Origin of the sequence: Pseudoalteromonas piscicida (assembly GCF_002208135.1) — a bacterium.
Classification (GTDB): Bacteria; Pseudomonadota; Gammaproteobacteria; order Enterobacterales; family Alteromonadaceae; genus Pseudoalteromonas; species Pseudoalteromonas piscicida_A.
In genome coordinates this window covers 2,446,804-2,473,620 of record NZ_CP021646.1, presented here as the reverse complement: position 1 = coordinate 2,473,620, position 26,817 = coordinate 2,446,804, and the positions used below count along the sequence as shown (strand labels likewise).

At 47.1% G+C, this 26,817-nt stretch carries 10 protein-coding genes; all 10 read right to left on the bottom strand.

Translation table 11 applies throughout. The annotated features are described in order from the left end of the window. Nucleotides 1-107 precede the first annotated feature (107 nt). Genes B1L02_RS11465 through B1L02_RS11425 form a run of 10 tightly spaced genes read right to left on the bottom strand, consistent with a single transcriptional unit; the run spans nucleotide 108 to nucleotide 26,816 of the window. Nucleotides 108-9,905, bottom strand: coding sequence for a non-ribosomal peptide synthetase (locus tag B1L02_RS11465; protein ID WP_088531116.1), 9,798 nt, complete (start codon nucleotides 9,903-9,905; stop codon nucleotides 108-110). A 2-nt stretch (nucleotides 9,906-9,907) separates the two neighbouring features. Continuing rightward, nucleotides 9,908-17,767: a non-ribosomal peptide synthetase gene (locus B1L02_RS11460; RefSeq protein WP_088531115.1), complete on the bottom strand. Its 7,860-nt coding sequence runs from the start codon at nucleotides 17,765-17,767 to the stop codon at nucleotides 9,908-9,910. A gap of 3 nt (nucleotides 17,768-17,770) precedes the next feature. Continuing rightward, nucleotides 17,771-21,805 carry a non-ribosomal peptide synthetase gene (locus tag B1L02_RS11455; RefSeq protein ID WP_232003182.1) on the bottom strand — a complete coding sequence of 1,345 codons (4,035 nt, stop codon included), beginning with the start codon at nucleotides 21,803-21,805 and terminating at the stop codon, nucleotides 17,771-17,773. An 11-nt stretch (nucleotides 21,806-21,816) separates the two neighbouring features. Continuing rightward, nucleotides 21,817-22,323 carry a condensation domain-containing protein gene (locus B1L02_RS24465; protein ID WP_232003072.1) on the bottom strand — a complete coding sequence of 169 codons (507 nt, stop codon included), beginning with the start codon at nucleotides 22,321-22,323 and terminating at the stop codon, nucleotides 21,817-21,819. 23 nt (nucleotides 22,324-22,346) lie between these two features. Beyond that, the gene (locus tag B1L02_RS11450) at nucleotides 22,347-23,102 is read right to left on the bottom strand and encodes a thioesterase II family protein (RefSeq protein ID WP_088531114.1); all 756 of its coding nucleotides are present in this window, start codon (nucleotides 23,100-23,102) and stop codon (nucleotides 22,347-22,349) included. Beyond that, on the bottom strand, nucleotides 23,099-23,806 hold the full coding sequence (locus B1L02_RS11445) for a hypothetical protein (RefSeq protein WP_088531113.1): 708 nt from the start codon (nucleotides 23,804-23,806) through the stop codon (nucleotides 23,099-23,101). Before B1L02_RS11445 ends, B1L02_RS11450 begins: the two co-directional genes overlap by 4 nt. After that, a complete protein-coding gene (locus B1L02_RS11440) occupies nucleotides 23,803-24,534 on the bottom strand; it encodes an SDR family NAD(P)-dependent oxidoreductase (RefSeq protein WP_088531112.1) in 732 nt (243 codons plus the stop codon). The genes B1L02_RS11445 and B1L02_RS11440 overlap by 4 nt, the downstream gene beginning before the upstream one ends. Before the next feature lie 11 nt (nucleotides 24,535-24,545). Continuing rightward, complete coding sequence (fabZ, locus tag B1L02_RS11435) at nucleotides 24,546-24,944, bottom strand: 3-hydroxyacyl-ACP dehydratase FabZ (protein ID WP_010369411.1); 399 nt, start codon at nucleotides 24,942-24,944, stop codon at nucleotides 24,546-24,548. Next, a complete protein-coding gene (locus B1L02_RS11430) occupies nucleotides 24,941-26,056 on the bottom strand; it encodes an ABC transporter permease (RefSeq protein ID WP_010369409.1) in 1,116 nt (371 codons plus the stop codon). The genes fabZ and B1L02_RS11430 overlap by 4 nt, the downstream gene beginning before the upstream one ends. Further along, a complete protein-coding gene (locus tag B1L02_RS11425) occupies nucleotides 26,049-26,816 on the bottom strand; it encodes an ABC transporter ATP-binding protein (RefSeq protein ID WP_010369407.1) in 768 nt (255 codons plus the stop codon). The genes B1L02_RS11430 and B1L02_RS11425 overlap by 8 nt, the downstream gene beginning before the upstream one ends. Nucleotide 26,817 lies beyond the last annotated feature (1 nt).

Below are 26,817 nucleotides of genomic sequence, written 5' to 3'. Positions count from 1 at the left end.
ATTGTGAGAAAATGTGGCAATTAATTAACTCTAGAGTGAAGGAGGGAGACCCCTTTTAATGCCTCACTCTAGAAATCTAATTTAACATTATATTAACGAATAAAATGTTAAAGAGTGTTCATTATTTCTGACACTTTTATTAAGTCACTCGGTGTTTTTACCCAGCTGTTATGCGATCCTTTCATGGTGAACACTTGAACCTGATTGGGTTGCATTACTTCCTCTATAAGATTTTGATTCTTATCAAGGTAGCGGTTGATTATATGACTAGAAAGTTGCAACTCTGGGTTATCTGACTGAGCCACTTCAACCGCACAACCAGCACTAAACAGCGTCACTTTTGCAGTGCTAGAAAATGTCGGATCATTTTGATAGTTGTAATTAATTCTATCGGGCTCAAGATGACTGAACTCAGGGTGTAGAGCAAAAACTTCATCATGCATCGCGGCATAGTCAAAACAAGGGTCGACGAACACCAGATGTTCGACTGTGTCCCCCTCATTTTGCAGCAGTTTGGCAACCTCAAGTGCCAGCGTTGCGCCAAAACTCCAACCAAAAATCCGATAAGGACCACTAGGCTTTAGCTTTTTAAGATGAATAGCATACTGCAACGCTAATGTTTGGAACTGGTAATAGTCATAGGCGAGCGAACCCTTTGGTTTTTCCTGTGCGGCATAGATGTTATTGAAGCAATAACAAGGCGCGGAAATCTTGGGAGCAATGGATTGCAAGTAACTCTCAGCACCACCGCCACCCGGAGGGAAGAAAAACCATTCAATAGGAGCATCGGCTTCATTCACCAATACGCCGATCTCAATATCGCTTAGGGTTTTTATGCCTTGGGGATTTGCGGCTGTAATTGAATGTGAAACGACGGCTCGAAGGGCAGCATCGAACTGCTCTATGAATGCGGTGGTTTGCGTCTCATCTAACTGACTTGCAATGCTCACTTGCAGTTTCATTTGACGCACTTCGGCGTTAACAATGAGTGCCATTTCGTCCTGATTATCCTTGCTGCTGGCATCGCCTGAGTGTGCATTTAGCATTCGTATGTCCTGATCTTGTGCATCATTGTTGCTATCAAGTTGTCCCAAGTAATTAAAGCTAACTTTAGGTAGTTGATTGAAGGAAAATTCCCCACGTCTGACCAATTCGCTGAAGCCCAACCCTTTATCTGGAATGGCACGAAGCGTTTCTTTGCTTTGAATAATCAGCGTCGATAAATCCGTGTCATTTTTCAGGGCAACCGGAAACATGCTAGTAAACCAGCCTAGTGTTCTTGAGGTATCAATATGGTCACTCAGATGTTCTCGGCCGTGGCCTTCTAACGTGAGGTGGCAATAGTTTGTAGCAAAGGTATTGCACCAAGCCCGAGTAAACGCACTCATTAGGAGGTCATTGATTTCTGTGTTAAATCCAGCAGGAGCAAGGCGTAGCAATTGCTCAGTAAGCTGAGTATCAAATTGATGCGTAAGACGCTGTTGTGATTTACCGTAAGGCACGTTTTGCTGTGTGCTTAACACTTTTTGCCAATACGGTATTTGTTGTTCAAAAGGATGCAGGGCCACAACGTCTGACCATTGGCGATAACTGCTGGTTTTGTCGCTTAAGGTGTCGCCTTGTAGCAAGCGGCTTAAGTCTTCGACCAAAATACGCCACGAAACACCATCAATAACAAGGTGATGAACGATAAGTACAAGCCTAGTTAGCGGCGTATCATCGCTGAGTAAAACCGGTTGCCACAAAGCACCTGAGCCGAGTTCAAAACGGGCGTGTATTTCACTTAGCATCAGTCCGGTTTGCTGCTCATCAAGCCCTGAGGTGTCCAAATGGATAAGCTTTGGTGTTGGACACGCTACAATACTTTGGTATTGGGATTGCCAAGTCTCGGTTTTGCTAAACTGAGCGCGCAACATGTCATGTTGTTGATGCAGCTGTGCAAGTGCGTTCTCTAAAGTATCAAGTGCAGTATTGTGCGGAAGTGCGAGCATGACCGACTGATTAAAATGCGCTTTATGACGGTAATGGGAGTTGAGGAACCATTGCTGGATAGGTAATAAGCGGATTTCTCCGCTGAGCTCACCTTGCTCTGCCTCGATTTCTACCTGTTCATTACTTGCCAAAAATGCACAAAGCGCTACTAGGGTTGGATACGTAAATATGTCTTTGGTCGACAGCGAATAGCCAGCACGTTTGAGAGCCGACATGAGCTGAATGCTCATAATTGAGTCACCACCAATATGGAAGAAGTTATCTTCCAAACCAACCTGCTTAATCCCCAATACAGCGCACCAGATTTTAGCGATGTGTCGTTGCTGCTCTGTGTTTGGCGAATGGTGAACCTCAGTCTGGCTAAAATCGGGCTGTGGCAGTGCTCGGGCATCAATCTTGCCATTTACCGTGACGGGTAGGGAGTCTAACGTTACGTAGGCACTTGGCAACATATAACTCGGTAGCATTTGTGAGAGTGTTTGCTTGAGCTTTACTTCATCGAATGACTCAGGAGTTGCTAAGACCAAATAGGCCACGATACGTTTGATACCGTCCTGTTCGTTTACTTTTACAAAAGCAGTATGAATTTGCGGTTGTTGCTTAATCGCAGTTTCAATCTCGCCAAGTTCGATGCGGTAACCACGAATTTTCACCTGAAAATCATTACGACCCACATACTCTAATAAGCCATCTTCACGCCATTTAACCAAATCTCCCGTTTTATACATTTTGTTCCAACCGCCTTTGAGATACCTATCCGATGCGAATGGATTAACTAAGAATGCTTGTTCGGTTAAATCTGGACGGTGTAAATAGCGTCTTGCCATACCTGCGCCGCCAATATAAAGCTCTCCCGCCACGCCCGGTGGAAGTATTTTGCCAGCAGGCGACAACACGTAAGCAGCTTTATTGGCAATGGCGCGGCCAATTGGAGCGCCGTGATTTACATCATTGAGCAAGCAGCAAGTCGCATAAACGGTGGTCTCTGTTGGGCCATAGGCGTGGTACAGCATCAGCTCTGGCGCTTGATGCTTAACTCGCTCAACCATAGCTAAGTCGACCGCCTCTCCACCAAAATTAATCTGTTTAAGTCCGGCGTGTAAGAAGAAGTCTTCACTAGCTAAACGATTAAATAGCGCAGTGGTTACAAAACACGTATCAATCTGCTGTGCTTGGCAGTACTCAATCAGTCGTTCTGGATCCAGTTGAGTCTGTTTATCTATCAGGTGTAGCGCTGCGCCGTTACTGAGTGTGACAAAGCAGTCAAAAATAAACGCGTCGAAGCTAATACTTGATAAGCTAAGTACTTTGCTCAGTTGTGTGGGGTCGATAAAGTGGTCGTCCGTGGCATAGTTTAATAGTGCCTCATGGTTGATTTCTACGCCTTTAGGGCTACCTGTGGTGCCTGAGGTATAGATAATATAAGCCAAATCAGACGGGCTCACCGATACCGCTTGGTCTGAGCTTGTTTCCTCCATTGGTGTATCGCTGAGTACATGTGTCAGTGAGGCAAGTGTTGTACTCTCAACTCTATCCATTAATCCCGATTGGGTGACCACGATTTTCGCACCACAGTCCTTGGCAATATATTCAATCCTTGAGTCAGGAAACTCCGGTGATACAGGAACATAACCACCGCCTGCTTTAAGAATAGCGAGGATCGCAACGATAGAATCCAACTGTTTTTCATGCAGCAATAAGACTGGGAAATCACCTTGATACTCGTTGCCGTAAATCTCAGCCTTAATCACCAATAATTGCTGGGCAAGTTGGCAAGCCTGGCGGTTGAGAGCTTGATAGCTTAGTGCTTTGTCTTGCCAAACCACCGCGGTTGCATCAGGGGATACGGCGACTTTTTCACTAAATAAGTCGTTGAAGTTCTCAAAGCCACATGACTTGCGCTCGGTTTTATTCCACTCGTTGAGAATACGGGCCTTTTCCACTGTATTGGCAATTTCAATGTGGTTATGCGGTAAGAGAGTATTGTCAGCGATTTGCTCAAGGATAAGTAGCAGTTGAGATTGCAGTTGTGCGGCACGTGCAGGCGAAAGCAAGCTGGCGTCGTACATCAGCTCAAGTTGCAGCTCTCCTTGCTCTTTTGCTATCAATGCAAGTGGGTATTCAACTTGCTCTGGTGCTGCGTCAAACTGCCAGCGAGCTTGTTGTGCCTCTGCTTGTTCATTTTCAAGGCTAGGGTAGTTTTCGAAAACGACTAGGCTTTGGAATAGCCGATTACCACCTTGTTGCAGTGACGCGAGTGACACATTCGCATGGCTATTTAGGTCCAAAATGGCCGTTTGGATCTTCTCGAGTTGCTGCGCGATGGTAGCATCTGTAGGCCAATCAAGATAAAGCGGTAGCGTATTGATGTAAGCACCAACACTTTGCTCTATGCCGTCAATTGGTAAGTCACGACCTGCGATAGTTGTACCTACTAAAGTAAATTCGTCGCGAGTATAGATTTGAATTAGTTTATGCCAGGCAAATTGGACCGCTGCATTGAGGGTGACAGAATGTTGCTGACATACTTGCTGCAACTTACCTAACGTCTCGCTGGACAGTGCACAATGTAGCGCCTGCGGATCATGATTATGACGGCGCGTTTCTAAATCTGTAGAGTGACTAAACAGGGTGTTAAGATCGTTTGCCTGTGATAAATCAGCGACATGATATTGCCAAAAGGCTTTGGTGGCGGCCTGATTATCTCTTAGGTAAGCGTGAGCGTCTAAATAGGCGTTATCGACTTGTAAAACAGGCTCACGACCTTGTAGTAGTTGTGCATAGTTTTGGTGAACGGACTGCATAACTAGCGGGCCACTCCAGCCATCACAAATGCTGTGATGCTCAGTTTTTATTAGGTGATAATGCGCTTCATCGCGTTTTACCAAATGCAGTGTAAATAACCCAGGTCTTGCAAAATTAAATGGCTGGTTGAGCGTCTCGTGTGCGAGCGCCGTGATGCGCTGCTCTTGCTCGTCCTGCGAATATTGACTCATATCAATCACGCTAAAGTTATCTTCATCAACACTGGTGTGATTAACGATAAGTTGTAGCATGGTTTCTTCAACATCAAAGGCACAGCGCAGCGCTGGATATTGCAGCGAGGTTAATTGCCATGCACGACAGTAAAGCATCGTGTCAATTTTATCGAAATACTGCATCTGTGACTGCACGCGATACGCGGTATCTTCTGGGCTATTGAGCTGGTGGAAGATAAAGCCTTGCTGCAAGTTTGTTGCGGGATAAACCGCGGCTAGGTCATAGCGTGTACGCAATGCATCTAAGTGAGTGAAGCTGACGCCCGTCAGGTTATAGTCGCTTGGCGTTTGTTTGGCGCCTTGTGATTTGGTATGCAATGCCGTGTCGAGCACTGCTTGTAGACTGGCTGTGAACTGGCTTTGGAATCGGTCGAATTCGGTTTCAGACAACGCTGTGGTGCAATTTAATACAAGCTGACCATGAATAATAGCCGCGTTGATATCAAGAACGTAATGGCCGTTATTTTCGCTTGCAACTGGTTGACCTGTAATGGCTTCAGTTAAGTAGAAGTCACCACTGGGTTGCTGCGTCTTTGTGCCACCGATTTGGCCTAAATAGTTGAATGCAACGGTTGGTAAAGTCCCCGTCACTTGTTTGGAAAAATAGAATTGACCAAAACCAACGCCATTGTTTGGCAATTTACGCAGCTGCTCTTTGGCATTGACGATAGCGCTTTCGAGACTAGAACCCGCATGGAGTGCCAGTGGATATAATGACGTAAACCAGCCCACGGTGCGTGAATGATCTATATCTTCAGCGAGGTGTTCACGACCGTGCCCTTCAAGTGTAATAACCTGATCGTTACTGCCGGTGATATGGGCCAGAGTTAGTGAAAGTGCGGCGATAATAAGGTCTCGAGGCTCGGTATGATATCCCTGATTAGCATCAAATAGCAGCGCTTGTGTAAATGCAGAGTCGAGCTTAATCACTTGATTTATCGGTGTGTTCTTTGCTGTTAAATGTGTTTGGCAAGTATCAAGTACTTCCTGCCAGTAATCGATTTGCGCCGCTTGGGCATTTGCATATTGGGTTAAGGTCTCAACCCATTGACGATAGCTTGAGGTTTTTTCAGCCAATTCTTTGCCTTGATAAAGGCTATTTAAATCTTCAATTAAGATCCGCCAAGAGACAAAGTCAATGATCAGGTGGTGGAAGGCCAGTACCAATATGTCTTGGCTTTGGCGCTTGACGCGGATCGCCTGCCATAATGGGCCAGCATTGAAATTAAACTGTGACTGCAAGGCGGTTAATTGCTTGGTAAGCGCATCGTCACTGAGTGTATCTGCATCGAGCTTAACTAACGGCGCCATGGAGCTATTTTGTTGATACTGCTGGGTAATGTGCGCTGTCTTTTGATTGAAAACAAGTCGAAGCACATCATGTTGCTCGGCAAGCTCGGACAATAGCGCAACTAATCGCTCATCACTGATTGTACTTGGCATCACAGTAGCGAAAGTTTGGGCAAAGTGTGCGGGGTTAGCAAACTGATTTGCGAAGAACCACTGTTGGATAGGAAGTAAATCAAACTCGCCTTCAAGCTGGCCTTGCTCCGCTTTTATAGTAATCTTCTTGTCGCCGTTAGCATTGATAAGTTTTGCCAGCCGCGCGGGAGTTGGGGCGGCAAATATCTCTTTAACTTGTACCGTTAATCCTGCTTCTCTTAAGCGTGAAACCAGCTGAATACTGACAATGGAATCGCCGCCGATTTGGAAGAAGTTATCTTCAATGCCCACTTGCTCAAGGCCAAGTACCTGTTGCCAGATCTCACAAAGCTGGGTCTCTAAGTCATTACGCGGTGCCACATAGAGGTTGTCGGCTTGAAGCTCTGGCGTGGGTAGAGCCTTGCGGTCAAGTTTACCGTTGCCCGTGAGTGGAATATGCTCGATTAGGGTAAAGTGACTGGGCACCATGTATTCAGGTAAAGCGGCACTCAGTGCGAGTTTTAACTCAGTGAGTTCGAGAGTGGGCTCTGCAACAAGGTAGGCGGCTAATGCTTTGCCTTGCGGTGCAGGCACATCAATCACTACCGCGTTTTGTACGCCTTGCTGGTCGATAATGGCTGCCGCAATCTCGCCTAATTCGACACGATAGCCACGAATTTTCACCTGCTCATCGTTACGACCGAGATACACCAAGTCGCCGCTGTCTAGGAAACGGGCAAGGTCACCGGTTTTGTACAGCTTGCTATGGGCGGGGTCGTGACTAAATGGATTATCAATAAAGCGCTCAGCATTAAGTTCAGGGCGGTTTAAGTAACCGCGAGCAACCCCAAGGCCTGAAATATATAACTCACCCGGCGCACCAATGGGCATGGGCTGGAGCGACTCAGATAACACATGAAGATTAACATTAGGGTAGGCTTTACCTATGCCTTGATGAAGACGCGGGTAGGCCTGTGCTAGCATCGCGCCGACCGTGGCTTCCGTTGGGCCATATTCATCGAAAATAGCGTTCACATGGTCGCTTAATGCGGCAATGGCTTGCTCAGTCAGCGCTTCACCGCCGAGCATGAGGGCATCGACTTGTGCATCGCTGTCAGGCAAGAGCGCCATGGCAAGGCTCGGTGTGGTTTTTACAAAGCCAACATTCGCGGCACTTAGGTGAGCTCTAAAAGCGGCGGCATCAAGAATATCGCCTTCATAGACACATACCGTTTGTCCAGCAAGGAGCGGGCATAAGGTGGTCGTCACCGACAGGTCAAAACAGTAGTTAGAAGAAAAGTCGATATTACGATACTTGTCACCTAACTGGCAGGTTATGGCGTGAAGGTAGTAAAGCACATTGTGCTGAGTGAGCATCACGCCTTTTGGTTGTCCGGTTGTCCCTGAGGTGTAGATGATATAAGCTAAGTTAGCCAACGCCGTTGGGCGCACTGGGTTCTCGTGCTCCACCGCCAGCGCACGGGTGTTTACGCCGAGCGCTGTGGCTTTTCCAAGCACAGGCTTAAGTGACGGCAAGTGGCTCTCCTGCGTTAGCACTAAGTCGGTGTTGGTGTCGGTTAAAATAAATTCAACCCGAGCTTCGGGATAATCCGGTGAAACAGGCACATAGGCACCACCGGCTTTGAGCACGGCCAAAATAGCAATAAGCATCTCGCTACTGCGAGAAAAGTAGAGTGCGATAGGGGTATCAGCAGGCAATAGGCCTGCTTGGGCTTTCGGGTGCTGCGCAATGATTTGTTTCGCAAGGGCATTGGCTTTACCGTTCACTTCGGCATAAGACAGTGCCTCACCGCTGCTGGTTAACATGGCCGTCTGCTCAGGGGTGTTAGCGGCGTGTTGCTCCACTAAGCTGGCCAAATCTTTATCGGTGGCAAACGACTCCGCGTTGTCATGCCAAGCACGGAGTGTGTCAGTCTCAGTTCTATTTTGTAGGGCTATTTTTGCAAGTGGCTGTGCGGCTCTGCCGATCACCTGATCGATAATATTAATAAAGCGCTCAGCAAGAGTTGCGATCCAGTCACTTGGGAATAGCGCAGTGGCGTAGTTAATATCACCAAATACTTCTTCATCGCCATTTTGTAGCAGTAAACTGATGTCGAACTTAGCCACTTTATGTAGCGCTTTTACTTGTGATTCATCCACAGGCATAAATAGCTGTTGGCTGCTGTTGTCGCTATTATTTTTAAATTGCTCAAGCGCAAACATCATCTGAAATAGCGGATGGCGAGACGGATCCCGTTGTAATTTTAGGGCGTCGACCAATTTATCAAATGGCAGGTCTTGGTGCGCCTTTGCCGCTTTTAGGGTCTGGTGCACTTGTTGGATTAAGGCATTAAAGTCCAGTGTGTTATCAATATGAACTGGCAGGGCTAAGCTATTGACCAAAAAGCCAATAAGGTTTTGCGTTTGGCTCAGATGACGGTTGTCAGACGGCGTACCGATGACTAAATCTGACTGACCGCTGGTTGCTTGTAATGTTAATGCCCAGCTGCTGAGCAGTACTACATAAAGACTAGTTTGTTGCGTTTTGGCTATGGCCTTTAGGGCTTCGCTTCGTTCCCGACCCAAATGAATACGGTGGTCGGCACCGTGATATTGATATTCATTTGGTCTTGGTAGTGGCGAATGTAATTCAAGCTGCTCAGCGCCTGCAAGTGCATCAGTCCAGTGGTCTAAAAGCTTAGTTAAGGTATCGCCGCTGAGGTACTCGCGCTGCCATTTTGCGTAATCTTGGTACTGTAACTCAAGCGCTGGTAGCTCAGGCGTTTTGCCTGAAGCCAGCATAAAATAGGCTTGGTGTAGCTCACGCATAAAGATTTCGGTGGACCAGCCGTCAAACGCAATATGGTGCCACATGAATAGCACGTAACGTTCAGCGCCTACTGTCCAACAGCAAACCTTGAACATAGGCTCATTGGCTAAGTCAAATGGTGTACTAATCGCTTGTTTAACAGCCGTATTAAGCGCTGCTAAGTCAGCGACCGCGCTCGGTTCAATTTCAATACTGGCGTTCAACACTTCTTGATAGTCGTGGCCTTGATCGTCTTGACGATAGACACTGCGAAGCACTTCGTGCCTATCTAACACGATATTCAGTGCTTGTGTTAATCGCGTAAGCTCGGTGTGCTCAGAGAGTTTAACCAAAAACGGAATATGATAAGCGTTGGTGCCATTTTCTAACCGTTCGATAAATAATAAACGCTCTTGCGCAAACGAAAGCGGATGGCGGTTTAATTCTGGCAGTGTATTAAACGCATCCTTTGAAAAAATGGCTTTTGCTTCAAGGTAATCCATTAGCTGCGTTTTATTTGACTTTAACTTTGCAACAAGTGCAGCATCTGGCGCTTGCGCGCCAAATGACAGCTCTAGTCCGCCGTCTTGCAACCAGATTGAGAGATTGTGATCTTTCAGTTCAGCGAGCAATGACAACATGGTTAAATCCTCATGCTATTAGTTTGTTCTTGTTGTGATCCGGAGTCTGCTTTAATTTCGATATCCCCACTCAACGTCTCTAAGTTGTCGACGATTGCGGCAATATGGGTATGCTCAAACAGGGCTGAAATTGGGATGTTTAAATCCAGTGCTTTATTACAAGCATTCATCAACCGGATAGCCGAGATAGAGTCCCCCCCAATACTGAAGAAGTTATCCTCAATGCCCACTTGTTCAAGGCCAAGTACCTGCTGCCAAATCTCACAAAGCTGAGTCTCTAAGGCATTACGCGGTGCCACATAGAGGTTGTCGGCTTGAAGCTCCGGTGTGGGGAGTGCCTTGCGGTCAAGCTTACCGTTACCCGTGAGTGGAATATGCCCGATTAGGGTAAAGTGGCTGGGCACCATGTATTCAGGTAAAGCGGCACTCAGGGCGAGTTTTAACTCAGTGAGTTCGAGAGTGGGCTCTGCAACAAGGTAGGCGGCTAATGCTTTGCCTTGCGGTGCAGGCACATCAATCACTACCGCGTTTTGTACGCCTTGCTGGTCGATAATAGCTGCCGCAATCTCGCCTAATTCGACACGATAGCCACGAATTTTCACCTGCTCATCGTTACGACCGAGATACACCAAGTCGCCGCTGTCTAGGAAACGGGCAAGGTCACCGGTTTTGTACAGCTTGCTATGGGCGGGGTCGTGACTAAATGGATTATCAATAAAGCGCTCAGCATTAAGTTCAGGGCGGTTTAAGTAACCGCGAGCAACCCCAAGGCCTGAAATATATAACTCACCCGGCGCACCAATGGGCATGGGTTGGAGCGACTCAGATAACACATGAAGATTAACATTAGGGTAGGCTTTACCTATGCCTTGATGAAGACGCGGGTAGGCCTGTGCTAGCATCGCGCCGACCGTGGCTTCCGTTGGGCCATATTCATCGAAAATAGCGTTCACATGGTCGCTTAATGCGGCAATGGCTTGCTCAGTCAGCGCTTCACCGCCGAGCATGAGGGTATCAACGTGAGTATCGCTGCCAGGCAAGAGCGCCATGGCAAGGCTCGGTGTGGTTTTTACAAAGCCAACATTCGCGGCACTTAGGTGAGCTCTAAAAGCGGCGGCATCAAGAATATCGCCTTCATAGACACATACCGTTTGTCCAGCAAGGAGCGGGCATAAGGTGGTGGTCACCGACAGGTCAAAACAGTAGTTAGAAGAAAAGTCGATGTTACGATACTTGTCACCTAACTGGCAGGTTATGGCGTGAAGATAATAAAGCACATTGTGCTGAGTGAGCATCACGCCTTTTGGTTGCCCGGTTGTTCCTGAGGTGTAGATGATATAAGCCAAGTTAGCCAACGCTGTTGGGTGCACTGGGTTCTCTGACTCCACTGCAAGTGCATGAGTGTTTACGCCGAGCGCCTTCACGCCGAGCACTGAAGCTTTTCCAAGCACAGGCTTAAGTGATGGCAAGTGGCGCTCCTGCGTTAGCACTAAGTCGGTGTTGGTGTCAGTTAAAATAAACTCAACCCGAGCTTCTGGGTAATCCGGTGAAACAGGCACATAGGCGCCACCGGCTTTTAGCACGGCCAAAATAGCAATAAGCATCTCGCTACTGCGAGAAAAGTAGAGGGCGATAGGGGTATCGGCAGGCAATAGGCCAGCTTGGGCTTTGGGGTGCTGAGCAAGGATTTGCTTCGCAAGGGCATTGGCTTTACCGTTCACTTCGGCATAAGACAGCGCTTCACCGCTGCTGGTTAACAAGGCTGTAAGCTCTGGGGTGTTAGCGGCGTGCTGCTCTACTAAGCTTGCCAGATCTTTGTCGGTGGCAAATGACTCGGTGTTGTTGTGCCATTGGCTAAGCGTTGTCTGCATTTGGTTATTGACCAAACTAATGCTTTGATGGCTTTGTGCCAGTCGCTCCCCAAGCTGAACCAAAATAGCTTGTACTTGGTCAAGGATCCACTCTGCCCGCGCTGTGCTTAACCATTCCCCGTTGTAGTGCATCACAAAGTCTAAGCGGTCTTGCTCGCTTTGGGCCACCACAGAAAGCGGATAGTCGCCTTTCTCTATTGATTCTCTGAACTTCCAGCTGCCAGTATTTTCTGGAGTCGGGTAGTTTTCAAATACAAAGAGGGTATGGAACAAGCGTTGACCATCACGCTGCAGCTTCGACAAGCTCATGTCGCTGTGGCTATTGAGTGCAGCTACGCCTTTTTGAATGGCTTTGAGGATGTCATTACAGCTTGCTTCTGCTTGCCAATTCACCACTAAAGGTAAGGTGTTGATGAACAAACCGACCGCTTGTTCAATCCCATCGACTGGAATTTCACGACCGGAAACTGTGCTACCAACAATCGTTTGGCTATCACCAGAATAGGTTTGCAGTAACTTGTGCCAAGCAAATTGCAGTGCAACGTTGAGGGTTACGCCAGCTTGTTGACAAGTATGTTGTAGCGACCTAAACGCCTCGCCTTGAAGGCTAAACTGCACCGATTGTACTTGCTCAACAATTCGACTTTGTGACAAGTCATACTGGCCACCAAGCAACAAGTTAATATCGTTTGCGGTGTTAAATTCGGCCTGTTGTTGCTGCCAGTATGTCTGAGTTTGCTTGGCATTTTTAAGGTAATAAGCTTGCGCCTCTAAATAGGTTTGCTGCGCTTGCACCTCTGGTGTTTTCCCTGCACAAAGCTGGCGATAATACTCAGCGACTGCTTGCAGCATTAACGGTCCACTCCAGCCATCATTAATGGCATGGTGCTCGGTTTTGATAAGTGTGTAGAGGTTTTCATTGCGCTTAAATAAGGTGAAGCGAATAAGCCCCGGTTGACTTAGGTCAAACGGAATTTGTCGATCTTCGGCTTGGGCTTTGCTGATGGCTTGCTGTTGGCCGTGCTCGTCAAGGGATGACAGATCTACTATGGTGAAGTAGCTGTCATCAATACTGGCGTCGCGACACACCACTTGCAGTAGACACTCTTGCCAATCAAAAGCGGTGCGTAGAATAGGGAAGCGAAGCGACGCTAAACGCCAAGCATGAATAAAATGTTCAACCTCTAGCACTTGTTCAATATCCATCACCAATTGCACTCGGTAGGCATCATCCGTCGGGAAGTTAACAGCATGATAGATAAAGCCTTGTTGCAAGCTATTCGCAGGGTAAAGTGCTTCGATATTATAGTGTTTGCTCAGCGCTTGATAATGCCCGTAAGACAAGTCGCTTAACCCCAAATCGCTTGGGGTTTGCTGTGGTGTTTGCGCGGCTAGTTCACAGCTTGCATTAATGACCTGATGAAGCGCCATTTCAAAGTGCTCAACAAATGCCAGCGACTGTGATTGGTTCAACCTCGAAACCACATCAAAGTGAAGCTTGTCACCGCGAACTGCGCCATTGATGTTGAGTAGCAGTGCATTGTCAGCCTGAGCGTTTGCCTCAGTCATCACATAGCCTGCTTGAGTATCATCCAGCTGCCAGTCTCGGCTTTGCTGTTGTTGCTGATTCAATTGACCTAGGTAGTTAAAGCTCACCTGAGGGCGAATTGCGCTGACTTTGTCTGCTTGCACAAAAGCGCCATAGCCCACGCCTTTGTCCGGAATGTGGCGCAGCATTTCTTTGGTGTTTGCGATGGTTGCAATAACGTCGTCGTGATGTTCAAGGCGCACAGGATACATACTGGTAAACCAGCCTAAGGTTTGCGACACATCCAAGCGCGGATCTATATTTTCACGACCATGACCTTCAAGTTGAATATGATTAACGGTACTGTCAAAAGTGCTGTGTAGGGCAATATTGAGTGCCGCCAAAAGCAAGTCGTTAATGTCAGTATTCAAACCAAGATTGGCATCGCGTAGTAATTTAGCGGTCGTTTCTTGCTCAAACGTGATGCTGTATTGTGATTGTGCTGAGTAAGTGGGTTGGCTAGTAAAGCCTTTTTGTACCTGCTGCCAATAGTACGCTTGCTCAGGGTGAGCCGCAGGGTAGGTGGCAATGGCATCCACCCACTGACGATAGCTGGTAAGCTTGTCTGTTAGTGCTTCACCACTTAATAGGGTTTGTAAGTCTTGGCTTAACACCCGCCACGATACCACATCAATAATGGCATGATGGAAGGCAAAGAATACCTGACTGCCCTCGGCCGTTTTCACCAACGCTGCCTGCCACAGGGGGCCATTGAATAAATCAAATTGGCTTTGCAGTTTGGTCAATTCGTTAAATAACGCGTCTTTACTCAGAGCCGTTGCATCAAGTAATGGGACTTCAAGCTCTATTACCGCTTGGTACGCTTGTTTTACCCCGTTGCTGGTCTGAACAAAGTGGCAGCGTAGCATATCATGATGCTCGCTCAGCGCTTGAATAGCTTGAGTTAGCCCCGTGTGTTCAATGTGTTCAGGCAAGTGAAGGGTAAATGCTTGGTTCCAATGGTGTGGATTTGGTAGCCCTAAATCGAAAAACCACTGTTGGATTGGCAGGAGTGCAAACTCGCCACTTAACCTACCTTGCTCCGTGATAAGCTCAATGGTGTCAGTGCTAACATGTTGAATTAAATAGGCCTGCGCTGCCACGCTTGGGGCGTCAATGATGTCTTTAACCTGAAGGTTAAAGCCAGCTTTACGCAGCGCAGACACAAGTTGAATACTGACAATAGAATCGCCACCGACTTTGAAAAAGTCATCGTTAACGCCCACTTGTTCTAGGCCCAATACTGACTGCCAAATACCACACAATTGTTTTTCTAATTCGCTGCTCGGTGCTTGATAGTTGTCTTCATCCACCACGGTTGGAGTGGGCAATTGCTTGTGATCCAGCTTACCATTGTTGTTAAACGGTAACGCCGACATCACTTCAAAGTAGCTTGGGATCATATAGCTAGGTAAAACCTGAGCCAGTTCCTGTTTTACTGCATTGAGGTCTAACTCGCCGTGCTCTGGTACCACGTATGCAGCAAGTTGCTTGTTGCCCGCTTGTTCGAATACCACCACAGCGGCGACTTTCACTTGCGCCAATTCGTTGAGCTGTGCTTCTATTTCAGCAAGCTCAATCCTAAACCCGCGGATCTTCACTTGGTGATCGTTACGGCCTAAAAACTCTAGTACGCCAGACTCGGACCAACGTCCTAAGTCTCCCGTTTTATACAGTTTATCTAGCCCGAGTTGTTTGGCCTTTGCGCTTGCAAACGGGTTATCGATAAAGCGCGCAGCACTCATTTCTGGTTTATTAAGGTAGCCACACGCAAGTCCGGCACCCGCTATAAATATCTCGCCTGTCGCGCCGTATGGCACTGGATTAAGATGTTTATCAAGCAATAATACTTGGCGATGATTAATGGCTTGGCCGATGGGCACCGGGCCATCAATATTGGCACATGGATAGAAAGTGGTAAATGTCGTGCTTTCAGTTGGGCCATATGCGTTTATCACCAACTCTGGTCGCGTATCTCTGGCGAGAATGCGTTTAACTATGCTTGGGGTGATTGCCTCACCGCCTGTTAGTACGCAGCGGACATTGTCATAAATATCAGGTTGTTGTAAATACAGCGAATCAAACAGTGTGCGCGTTAGCCAAAGTACACTAACACCGTGTTGTTTAATTAACCTTGATAGGCTGTCAGGATCCGCGCCTTGTTGCGCACTTGCTACAACCAATTTGCAGCCGTTTATCAGTGGTGTCCAAATTTCAAACGTTGCGGCGTCAAAATTTGGATTAGATAGGTGAATAAACACGTCGTTTTCTGACGTGTTTATTAAATCAGTATCTTGTACCAAAGAAACAACGCCACGGTGTGGAACGACAACGCCTTTTGGCTCACCTGTCGTACCGGATGTATAGATCACATAGGCTTCGGTTTGCGCATGTGCGCCTGATAGTACGGGCGCTGCATCAGACAAAGACAAGCTATCTAAGCAGGTAATTTGCGGCTCTGCATCACAACTTACAACGAGTGTTTCGATACGCGGGCGCAGCTCGCTTTGTGTTAAAATCAAACCAAGTTGCGTGTCGTTGAGCATATACTCTATGCGCTGATCTGGATAATCAGGATTAAGCGGTACATAAGCACAACCCGCTTTTAGGATAGCCAGTTTTGCGATTACCATTGCAATAGAGCGTTCACAGAAAAGCCCAACAAAGCGATGGCTGCCAACGTCCACATGATCTTTAATGTAGGCGGCAAGATTATTCGCGCTTTGTTCTAATTCTTGATAGGTCAGCTGCATTTCGCCTTCAACCAGCGCTATTCGAGTTGGCGTTTTTTGTACTTGCTGAGCAACCAATTCATGGATAGTAGAGTGCAAATAATCTGCATGCTCATCTACCTCAACCATTGGTGCTCGCTCATCATTACTTAACAAAGAAATTTGGCTATGCGGCTGGTTCTCATCAGCAATAATGGCATCTAACACCAATGTCATTTGGGTGAGCAATCGTTGTGCTTTGCTTGGTGCCAACATGGTTTCGCAGAAGCTCAACTTAAGTAGCAAGATATCTTGTTGCTCAACAATGCTGATGGTGAGTGGATAGTCTACTTTCTCTATCATCTTATCGAACGACCATTCGAGTACATCTTGTCCCGCTGGTGTCGGATAGTTTTCAAATACAAATAGACTGTTGAACAGGCGAGTATTCGGCTCTTGTAGTTGCGACAGTGAAACACTGCTGTTGCCGTTAAGTTCCGCAATTTTATCTTTCAGCGCTATAAGTTGGGTGCGAATACTGGCCGTTTCTTGCCAATCAAGGGCAAGAGGTAAGGTATTGATATATAAACCAACACTCGCGTGAATCCCATCAATGGGTAGTTCACGACCAGAGACAGTGGTGCCGACTATGGTTTGCTCGGCGTCGCAGTAAGATTGCAGCACTTTATGCCAAGCAAATTGCATTAAGACGTTCAGCGTTAGTCCGTGTTGTTTTGCAAACGCTTTGAGCTGTTGATGGCACTCTGAGGAGAGTTTTAACTCGCTCGCCGCTGCTTTTCGGATCTGTGACGAGCCAGACTGGTCAATATTTTTACTCAATAAGCGGTTGATATCATTGGGCTCACCAAATTGTGCTTTTTGGGTTTGCCAATAGCTATCGCTAGATTTTTGGTTTTGCTGATATAGCGCTTGTGTTTGTAGGTAAGCCGTTTCTTCTTCAACAATGACCGGCTCGCCTTTGGTCAGTTTAGCGTAGTTTTGATGCACGGTTTGCAGCATCACCGGAAAGCTCCAGCCATCGCTGATGCTGTGGTGTTCTGCTTTAATTAGGGTGTAATGTGTGTCGGCGCGTTTGACGATAGCAAAACGCATTAATCCCGGTTGAGTTAGATCGAAAGGCGTATTACGGTCATCGTGAATGAGCTTGTCGATACGTGCTTGTTGCTCAATTTGGTCTAACGTACTGAAGTCGTGAAAACGGAAGTGATTTGGGGTAAATCCGGCCCCTCCTTTGATCACTTGAATGATTTCATTTTCCCAGTTAAATGCAGTACGCAGCGCAGGGTAACGCATTGATGCCAAGATCCAAGCCTGTTGGTAAGCATCAACATCGAGTGCTTGATGGTAATCGATGACCAACTGAACTCGGTAAGCATCATCATTTGGCTGGGCAAGGTGATGATAAACAAAACCTTTTTGCATACTGTTAGCATCAAAGATGGCACGGATCTCAGATGCTTTTTTACGCTCAGCCGCAAGCAACTGTTCAAAGTCTTGCTCGGAAAAAACTTGCTGCGATACAAGGTAATCTAATAATGCGGCTTTATTTGCTTTGAGGTAGTCAACCCATTGTTGGCTGAGTCCTTGCTCACCATGGACAACCTTAAGTTTGTCGCCGTTGGCCCAAAGCGCAATGTTATCCTTTGCAAGTGATTGGCATAAATTCAACATGGTTTAAATCTCTAATTCTTGTGTTTTTTCAGACTGAGTCGTGGTGTGTTCTAGTTGTGTTTCACTTAACTGGGATTGCAGTGCAGCTAGTTGCTCCTGAGAAAGCGAGCCCGCGCCAAAATCGCTAGGGGTGCTTACACCACCGCGCTTTTTCGCCTCAAGCGCCGTATCCAATACATCATGCAGCGCTTGTGTTAAGTGATTAGCGAAGGCATCGGTAAGATTGCCATCTAGTAATGAATCCACTTTGATCCTGAGTTGCTCGCCCTGAACCAGCGCATTGATATCGAGGATCAGATCCGAGCCGTTTTGTGCGGAACTTGTTTCGGTTTGCAGTTGGTTGTCTATTTGCCAAAGCGCATCGCTTTGTCCGCCCATTTGGCCTAGGTAGTTAAAGCTGATATTTGGCAACGTTAAGCTGGTGTCTTGCAGTTGTGCGCTACCAAAACCAAGACCTTTATTCGGGATCTGACGGAGCGCTTCTTTGGCATCAATAATGGTGTCGCTTAGTGTCGTTTGTTGAGTCAGGCGTAGCGGGTACAAGCAAGTGAACCAGCCAAGAGTTTGGTTAATATCAACATCATCACGCCACATTTCACGACCATGACTTTCCAGCGTGATGGCATGTTGAGTTTGCTTAAACGTTTTACTCAATGCTTGGCACAAAGCAGCCAGTAGCAACTCTTCACCTTGCGTATTGAAGCCCGCATTCGCGTCACGTATTAAGCGGGCCGTGGTTTGCGCGTCTAACTCTAACCAAGCGGTTGACGGTGTTGCAGCCATGCAAGGTGGATAGCTTGGTAAGTTGGTTGCTAAACGCTGCCAAAATGCCATTTCTTGCGGGTGTGCTGCTGGGTACGCCTGCATCATTTCTACCCATTGACGATAGCTGGTACGTTTACTCAGTAACTCTCCTTGGGCTAAAAGGGTTTGCAGATCTTGCGCGATGATCCGCCAAGAAACCGCATCGATGATTAAGTGGTGAAGCGCAAAGTGAAGCAGGTCATAGTCTTCACAAAATGCTTCGATATGCGTAACTTGCCAAAGTGGGCCAGTACAAATATCGAACTGGCTTTGTCGCGCGTTGAGCTCAGCTAGTACATCGTGCGACTTGCCGTTAAGGACGTTGAGTGGCGCCATCGTACTAACATCGTTGTATTCTTGCGTAATATGGCCTTCAAATTCCATAAAGGTTGTGCGCAACATATCATGTTGCTCACTTAAACTGTGTAGCGCCTCTTGTAATTGAGTTTGGCTATAGCCGCTTGGGATCCTGATTGCAAATGCTTGATTCCAATGGTTCTCCTCCGCTAGTGCTTTATTGAAAAACCATTGCTGAATTGGCAGAAGGTCAAAACGTCCGCTCAGCAGGCCTTGCTCTTGTATTATCTCTCGTTGAGTCGCTTGTACGCTAATAATGCGTTGACTCAACGCCGCTGCAGTTGGATAGTCAAAGATATCTTTTACTTGTAGTTCAATGCCTTGCTTTCTGAGCAAAGCAACGAGTTGAATCGTGAGAATAGAATCGCCACCGATAGCAAAGAAATCATCTTTGGTACTCACTTGCTCAACACCAAGCAAAGTTTTAAATGCTTCACACAGTTGCGCTTCAGTTTCGTCTTGCGGCGCCACATATTCGCTTTGGCTTACCAGCTCAGGCTCTGGTAACGCTTTACGGTCTAATTTACCATTGCCAGTCAAAGGTATTTCCGCAAGCTCAGTCCACGTTTTTGGCTGCATATAACTGGGCAGCGCTTGACCTACTTGGGCTTTAACTTGGGCAGTTTGGCCATGATGTTCTGGTTTAAACTTGATATAAGCGGCTAGGTAGGGAACATTTTGTAAGGTACGGTCGATAACCACCGCTTGAGCAACTTCTGGCAATTGGTTGATCACGCTCTCGATTTCACCCAGTTCAATACGGTAGCCACGGATCTTCACCTGATTATCGTTACGGCCGATATATTCCAACTCACCATCCGGCAGGCGTCTTGCCAAGTCACCGGTTTTATACAGTCTGGCTCGTCCTTGTTGAATATCTTGTTCGCTTGCATATGGACTGCTAATAAAGCGTTCTTGACTGAGCGCTTCGCGGTTTAAATAACCACGAGCAAGACCTGCACCACCAATATATAGCTCACCGCAAGCTCCAGGTTCGACCAACTGCAATTTGGAATTTAGCACGTACGCTTTCATATCTAATATGGGTCTACCGATATGAGAGGCTTTAGAACTTGATTGTTGCGTGAGTGCTTTATAGGTGACATGCACCGTGGTTTCTGTGATCCCGTACATATTGACCAGCAGCGGTTGCTCATCTCCATAACAATTCCACCAAGGGTTGAGCATTTCGGGGTTGAGTTTGTCACCACCGAAAATCACATACCTCAGTTTGTCAAAATTCAATTTTGCGTTTAGTGCCGCTGCGCTAAATTCATAGAATGCGGCAGGAGTCTGATTAAGCACAGTCACTTGATTCTCTGAGCAGTAGTCTGCAAAGGCCTCAAAATCACGGATCAGGTTGCTGTCAGGAATACAGAGTTTACCGCCATAAAGTAGGGCGCCCCACATTTCCCATACACTAAAGTCAAAAGTATAGGCATGGTAAAGCACCCAGATATCGTGGTGGTCAAAGCCATAATCTTGCTCCGTCGCCGTGAACAATCGAGCGACGTTTTCATGAGTTTGCATCACGCCTTTTGGTTGGCCTGTCGTACCTGAGGTATAAATAATGTATACCAAGTCCTGTGGTGATTGGCTGATGACAGGGGCCGTGTCGCTTTGTTGCTGGGCATTAAGTGGCGTAACTAATGGGCAAGCCACCTCCGCCAAACGGCATTTGTCTTGTGCGGCGGCATACTCTTGCTCGTCGACAATCAACAGGCTTGGGTTGGTATCACTGAGAATAAAGGTTGTTCGCTCGCTGGCATGGTCGGGAGACAGCGGCACATAAGCCGCACCCGCTTTAGTGACAGCAAGAATTGCAATCAGCATCTCGATAGAAGGCTGCATGTACAGCGCAATTAACGTATCGGCAGTGAGGGTTTGTTGATACTGAGACTGATATTGCTCCCGTAAATGCAAGGCAAGGGCGTTGGCTCTGGCGTTAAGGGTTTTATAATCGATAGAGTGTGTTTGGGTCTTAAGCGCGATTTGATCTGGGTGCTTACTTGCCGCTTGTTCAAACCAGTGATTTAAAGTGGTGTCGGAAAAGAAGGTTTCATTATCTTGATTGCTGCGCGCCAAGATAAGCTTCTGCTCTTCTTCATCCAGTACCGGCAGTTCGGCGATATTAAGATCGCTAGAGTGGGTAAGTAATTCAATAAAGCGCGCCTGAATATCGGTGATCCGTGTCATGGCCACGCGAGAAAAGACAGACTTAGCGGCGACCACTTTACGGCAAAGGCCCCCTTCGGTTTCAAAATGCGTAAATTCGATATCAAATTGTGAAACACCGGGCTCAATGGATACCCCTTTGATAATGGTATCTCCCGCTGTGCCCAAGGCAAGTTCGTACCCTTGGCGACCAATCATCAACGGGGTGATCCCTGGGCGAATGCCATTGCTTTTTAGCTTGGCTAAGTAGTTACAGGTGACATTAATATGCTTTGCAGCGTCTTTATTACTATTTCCCGAAAGCAGTAATTGAGTGAGCTGGTTACTAACTTCACTGATAAGCGATGCGCCTGTGTACTGTTCAATATCGCAAATAGAAACCGTTTCAACGTCTGAGTAATGACCTAAGATCGCGCGTGTTTTACGGGTGCGGCGAGCCATCGGGATCCCTATGGTCAAATCGGTTTGCCCAGTGGTATGAAATAAAGTCAAAAAGACGCTGGCAAGCACGACGCTAAAACTCGTGACACCAGCTTGAGAGGCCGTCTGTTTTACTTGCTTTAGTGCCTCTGGGTTTTCTTCACGAAACGCGATGCCGTCATAATGATGCGCTAGCGCCTCAGTATTACTCTGGTAAAAATCAATAGGGTAGAGTTCGCTCTTCTGTGAAGTTTCTGCACGCTCAGGCTTTTCTTCAAACATCACTTGATAATCTAGGGGGCGAGATCAAGTTCAGAGTTATCAAGCACCGATTCTACACATGCGAGTAAATCGCTCATTAATACTTGCAATGCCCACTGGTCACAGTTGATGTGATGCCCTTTGATGGTCAATAGCAACCGAGTTTCTGAGCTACCAGCATAGAATTGAAAGGTCTCTTTAGTGATATCGATGGCTTGCTCAATTAAGGTTTTGGCGGTGATAGAGTCACTAAAAGCGGCAAGCTCATCGGGCACGGCTAATAATTTGGGGGCACTGGGTAGTAATTCGAGTTGTGGTTCGCCTTGAGTCTCATCAATACGACTCGATAACACCGGGTGTCTTGCAAATAGCAACACCAAGGCTTGCTGTAGTGCCTCAGATGTGAGCCCGCCGGTAAACTGTACCGCGCAAGCGATGTTATATACTGGATTTGCCAAATCAAGCTGTTGGGCTTGCCATACGTGAAGTTGCCTCGTTGTCAGAGACTTGAAATTGGCGGAATTGGACAGTGAGTTCATTGTGTGATCCTTGTTTTTTCGCCTTAACACAACGGCTTTTGCCAGTTTGCTTTTTGGTATTTTGTTTGCTGCAAGCGTGCTAGGTGTCGCGCGACCGCGGCGACAATCACCTCACACGCCAGCGTTGGGCGTTGCTGTAAATACATGTGACCACCATCGACATGATGGTACTGAAAATGGTTCTCGCAGTACTCAGACCAAGCTTGGTGTGACTCAGGCGTAACCAAGTGATCTTCTGTGGCGAGGATCAGTTCGACCGGCATCGTCAACGTAATGTCAGTGCTGACTGGTTGCTCGGCCAACATAAAGTCGTCTTTAAACATGGCGGCCACAACCGCTTCTACGTCCTTCGTTAAACGATGTTTAGGCAGCATGTCGAGATGATATAAAGTCGTGAGCAAGTCCGATTCAGTCAATCTTGAGTACTGGGTGGCTGAGGGAACACTTGGCGCGCGGCACCCAGATAAGCAGAGTAAATCCGGCGTTGTCAGTGCGTGTTTAGCAAGGTGATCGGCAAGCTTATAAGCCACCATACCGCCAAGACTGTGACCAAAAAACACGCACAGCCGCTCACTTCGCGGCTGAAGTTGCGTGCTACTACTTAGGTGACTAAGTGCCTCATCCCAGTCCCGTAAAGATTGCATGCCTGCTTTAGTACCACGGCCCGGTAAGTCGATGCCGTGGAGTTGCCAATGCGCAGGTAAATGTTTTGTCCATTCTCTAAAAAACAAAGAAGAGCCACCCGCGTGATGGAAACAGTATAAGTCAACCTGCATCATAGCTTGAGCTCCAGCGTCGGCGTGAATGCGATGGATTGACCGGTGAGCATGGTATTGGTTTTCATAAAGTTGACTAGGTATTCCACCAAGTCTTGATAGCTGTATACCGCAGGTCGTGCACCCAGTACGCCCCCTTTTAAGTTGCGCTTTTGGATTCTCGCAGCTTTGCTATCGGTAGCCAGTAGCGGTAACACAAAACTGTTAACTGCCAGCTTGCTACCTTGATACTCGCGCGCGAGCGTCATCATTAATGCATTATGAGCGTGATTACAGACACTGGCGGTAGCTTCTAACTCGTAGTTTAAGGTGTCTGATTGGGTTAAAAAGACGAGGTTTCCACCACTCACTCTGAGGTTGTCCGCGATGACTCTGAGTGCCGCAAATGCGCTTTCTAGACGTGCAATCACTTGCTCGCCAACGGCAATGTCTTCGAGTAGTTTGCTTTCATCAAGGCGATTGGCACAATGCAGTACCATCACTTCTTGCTGATTATGATTGATTTCAAACCAATCTAGTAATGTACTGGTATTTAACTCCGAGAGGGGAGCGCTAAGTTGGATATGGCTTGCTTCAGGATTATGCGCGAGCACCTCAGCACTTGCATTGATAAGGAGTAACGGATGTTTTTGCGACAGCAAATGGGTAACGAAGTGGCTATCAAACTCACTTGTTGGATAAAGTAAGATAAACGCTTGAGCATTCATACCGCAAGCCCTCCATCCAGACGAAGCACATTTCCGGTTTGGTAGTTCGAGGCGCAAGAAGCGAGATATAGCGTGGCATCAGCAATTTCTTTGACGCTCCCAACACGACCAAGTGCGGTATGTTTAAGCACCGGGTTGATAATGCTTGCGGGGATATCATCAATCATATCGGTTGCAATAAACGTCGGAGCGAGTGCGTTACAGTAAATACCACAGTGACCATATTGCCGTGCAATAGTCCGAGTGAGGCCAATAATTGCGCCTTTTGAGGTCGCGTAGTTGGCTTGACCCTCACGTCCACTGATTCCGCTTTGCGACACCATATTGATAATCTTACCTGCACCTTGCTTAGTCATGACTGGCAATACCGCTTGGCAACACAGCAATGTACCCTTGAAGTTGATATCTAACACGTTATGAAAAGCGTCGTACGACATCTGAGAGAACAAGCTATCATCCGTGATCCCTGCATTATTCACCAAGACATCAACCCGACCCGTGTCGCTTATCGCTTGGCGAATAGTAGAGTTGACGAACTCGCTGTCGGTAATATTGCCGCTTTGTTGAGTGAAACGAGCTTGATACTCAGGTTTGTGTAACTCCACGATGGGGGCTTGTGTGCGACAAATACCGTATACTCGAGCACCACCTTGCAAAAAGGCGAGTGCGATGCCTTTGCCTATCCCTTTGGATACGCCAGTCACTACTACTGTCTTTCCAGTAAACACAACCAAGTTCCTTAATCCGTGTAAACAATCGTGAGTTCGGCTTTTGCAACCAACTCATCTTCAACATGTGCTTGTGCTTTGAAGCGCGCCATAGCACCAAATTCAGTTTCTAATTTTGCCGTTACTTTAATGATTTCGCCGGGGCGAACAGGGCGGCTAAATTTGGCTTTTTCTATGGAAGACAGCATGCCTCCTTTATGCGTGTTGTTGCAGCACAAGCCACTGATCTGCGCCATGGTTTCGATGATTAACACACCCGGGAAAATAGGCTCATCCGGAAAATGTCCTTGAAGGCCTGGCTCGTTATGCGAGACAAACTTCAGTCCAACGATCATCTCTCCTGGTGAGTGTTCGATTATCTTGTCTGCAAACTTAAATGGTGCCTTATGTGGCAAGTTATCAGTGATCATGATTTTTCATCTCCCCAATCAAAGCAGAAGTAAACGATGAGGAAGAACACCACACTGGTGACGCCTAAAATAATCAGTTGACGACTTACCGCAGCCAGCTCAACCCCTTGGTTTGCGACTAAGCGCAGTGCATCCAAAAATGCAGTGGTTGGCAGTAGCGACACTATTTCTCGCAGTAGAGTGGGAAAGTTCGCGGTGTCGAAATAGATGCCCGACAAGAACATCAACGGAAAGTAAAGTAAGTTGGCTATCCCTGATGAGACTTCAACTCGTTGGCTGCGGGCGCCGACTAACACGCCGAGCATACAGATACAAAATGACCCAAGTGCCATTACCGCAATGATATCCAGCACGTTTCCTTGCAGCGTATAACCAAATAAAAAGTGAAATGCGACGAACAGGATCAGCATTTGAAACACCAATAAGAATAAGCGTGCGAGTACGATCCCAATGATGTAATCACGGCGTTTGAAAGGAGAAAGGCGTAGACGCTTGAAAAAGCCGTTTTGTCTGTCCGAAACTAAGCTGTTGGCAATCGACACCAGTGCTAAACCAAGGACTTGTAACACGATGATCCCAGGGATCAACCAGTCAGTGTAGCGATAACCTTTGACGCTAATGACATTGCTTCGCATCTCTTCGCCGTTAGCTTGCGCTTTAAGACGCAATAGATAGTTACGTGCCATTAACGACTCATCGGAGTTATGAGTAGAAAACATAGCGTTGGGGGCAAGGTAGACTTCAGGGCTCACCTCATTTTGCAGCTTACGTAGCACCGAGCCTGGTGAGCTGATCACTTCCGCCAGCTGAGCAGAAGCAAAACTGTCTTCCAGCACAATTGAATCGGTTTGTGAGAGGCGGGTAACGGTAACGAGTGGATCTTCTTCCATCGCTTTTAGCCATTTCTGTTCAATTTGCTCGCCATGCATCACCACCACATTCATAGGTGACATTTTTGGTCCACCGGAGAAGGCTTGGATCAACAATAGGGCGATGAAAATAGGTAAACCGAATGTCCATAGCAATACCGCTTTATCACGGAAAAAAGGTCGAATATTGACCATCATTAATTGCCAAAATGGATATAACTTAGTTTGACTTAACTCAGGCATAACTTTCCCTCTCCATCGTGGAACCTGTGAGTTTCAAAAATACGTCGTTGAGTGTGGCTTTTCTGGGTTCTTTAATCACTGGAGTCTCAAAGGTGCGATTAATAATGTCGCTTGGCGCGCCTGACTCTATGATTTGACCTGAATTAATGATGGCTAAGTTGTCGCATAAGAACTCTGCCTCATCCATGTAGTGGGTCGTTAACATCACACAGGTACCGGCTTCTTTGAGATCTTTAATGATGTGCCAAAATTCCTGACGACTCGTGGGGTCAAGTCCCGTAGTTGGCTCATCTAAAAATACCAACTTGGGCTGGCCAACCACTGCCATCGCCAAAAATACGCGTTGCTTTTGTCCGCCACTGAGTTCACTTAGCCAAGCGTCTTTTTTCTCGCTTAAATTGAAGCGCTCAAGCAGCGTATCAATTGGCGTGTAGCTTGGGTAAAAGCTGGCAAATAGCTCAACGCACTCTTTTACTTTGAGTTTTTCGTAAAGGTTATTGTGTTGCATCACGCCACCCATAAGGCTGCGGAGTTTAGTTTCGTGCTGCTTCCAATTAAGACCGAATAACGTCACTTCACCTGACGTTGCACTACGCAAGCCCTGCAGTATTTCCAACGTCGTGGTTTTTCCGGCACCATTGGGCCCAAGGAGTCCAAAACATTCGCCTTCGCTAACGCTAAAAGAGACGTCATCGACGGCAACTTTTCGTGTTCTTTTGTAGACCTTCCTTAAGTTCTTCACTTCGATCACGGTCGTCATC

Bases quoted from the DNA above. Each gene is read 5' to 3' on its own strand.
- B1L02_RS11465 (WP_088531116.1), bottom strand. From the start codon at position 9,905: ATGTTGTCATTGCTCGCTGAACTGAAAGATCACAATCTCTCAATCTGG.
- B1L02_RS11460 (WP_088531115.1), bottom strand. From the start codon at position 17,767: ATGTTGAATTTATGCCAATCACTTGCAAAGGATAACATTGCGCTTTGG.
- B1L02_RS11455 (WP_232003182.1), bottom strand. From the start codon at position 21,805: ATGTTTGAAGAAAAGCCTGAGCGTGCAGAAACTTCACAGAAGAGCGAA.
- B1L02_RS24465 (WP_232003072.1), bottom strand. From the start codon at position 22,323: ATGAACTCACTGTCCAATTCCGCCAATTTCAAGTCTCTGACAACGAGG.
- B1L02_RS11450 (WP_088531114.1), bottom strand. From the start codon at position 23,102: ATGATGCAGGTTGACTTATACTGTTTCCATCACGCGGGTGGCTCTTCT.
- B1L02_RS11445 (WP_088531113.1), bottom strand. From the start codon at position 23,806: ATGAATGCTCAAGCGTTTATCTTACTTTATCCAACAAGTGAGTTTGAT.
- fabZ (WP_010369411.1), bottom strand. From the start codon at position 24,944: ATGATCACTGATAACTTGCCACATAAGGCACCATTTAAGTTTGCAGAC.
- B1L02_RS11430 (WP_010369409.1), bottom strand. From the start codon at position 26,056: ATGCCTGAGTTAAGTCAAACTAAGTTATATCCATTTTGGCAATTAATG.
- B1L02_RS11425 (WP_010369407.1), bottom strand. From the start codon at position 26,816: ATGACGACCGTGATCGAAGTGAAGAACTTAAGGAAGGTCTACAAAAGA.